The 1,235-nt window shown below is 54.9% G+C and carries 1 protein-coding gene; it reads left to right on the plus strand.

Annotation, left to right across the window (positions count from 1 at the left end):
- Positions 1–64: 64 nt before the first annotated feature.
- A protein-coding gene (locus AC3WQN_RS25420) for an IS3 family transposase (RefSeq protein WP_103402428.1) occupies positions 65–1,227 on the plus strand; the annotation gives its coding sequence in 2 pieces (ribosomal slippage) (positions 65–320 and positions 320–1,227; 1,164 coding nt in all).
- Positions 1,228–1,235: the final 8 nt, after the last annotated feature.

Raw genomic sequence — 1,235 nt, forward strand, 5'->3', positions numbered from 1 at the left:
TGTAGTGGTCTAATGAAACCGGACACCCATTTAGGCGAGAATGCTCGCCAGATCGAGGTGTCAGATGACCAAACAACGCCGCTCCTTTACTCCTGAATTCAAGCGCGAGGCTGCCGACCTTGTGCTCAAACAAAACTACAGCTACATCGAAGCCAGCCGTTCACTCGGCATTGGTGAGTCGGCATTGCGCCGCTGGGTTGACCAGATTCAGAAAGAACATAAAGGCGTCACCCCGCAGAGCAAGGCACTGACTCCGGAACAGCAAAAAATTCAGGAGCTGGAAGCCCGGATTGCTCGGCTTGAGCGAGAGAAATCAATACTAAAAAAGGCTACCGCGCTCTTGATGTCGGAAGATCACGAGCGTTCGCGCTGATTGACCAGTTGAGCGCACATGAGCCGGTTGATTGGCTGTGCAAGGTGTTTGACGTCACTCGCTCGTGTTACTACGCCCAGCGCCAGCGGCGCCGCACGCCCGATGTTGAACGGCTTCGATTGCGTAGTCGCGTCAGTGAGCTGTTCTCGCAAAGTCGCAGCTCTGCGGGCAGTCGCAGCATCCTGTCGCTGATGCGTGAAGACGGTGAGCAACTCGGTCGATTCAAAGTGCGTAGCTTGATGCGCGAGCTTGATTTAGTCAGCAAACAACCCGGCTCCCATGCCTACAAACGAGCGACAGTAGAAAGACTGGATATCCCGAACACATTGAACCGCGAGTTCGACGTGCCAGCGCCCAATCAAGTCTGGTGCGGCGATATCACCTACATTTGGGCTCAAGGAAAGTGGCATTACCTGGCTGTCGTCATGGATCTTTGTACGCGTCGGATCGTGGGCTGGGCGCTGTCGGAAAAGCCAGACGCTGAGCTGGTGATCAAAGCGCTGGATATGGCTTACGAGCAGCGTGGCAGGCCTTCGGATCTGCTATTCCACTCGGACCAGGGTTCGCAATATGCAAGCCGACTCTTTCGCCAGCGGTTGTGGCGATACCGCATGCGCCAGAGCATGAGTCGACGAGGAAACTGCTGGGATAACGCACCGATGGAGCGCGTATTTCGCAGCTTGAAAACAGAGTGGATACCGACCGTGGGCTATCGAACTGCGCAGGAAGCACAGCGCGATATCAGCCATTTTTTGATGCATCGCTACAACTGGATTCGGCCTCATCAATTCAACGATGGGTTGGCTCCAGCGCGGGCCGAGGAAAAATTTAAAGTCGTGTCCGGGATTAGTTGACCACTACA

This window comes from Pseudomonas sp. FW300-N1A1 (assembly GCF_058789115.1).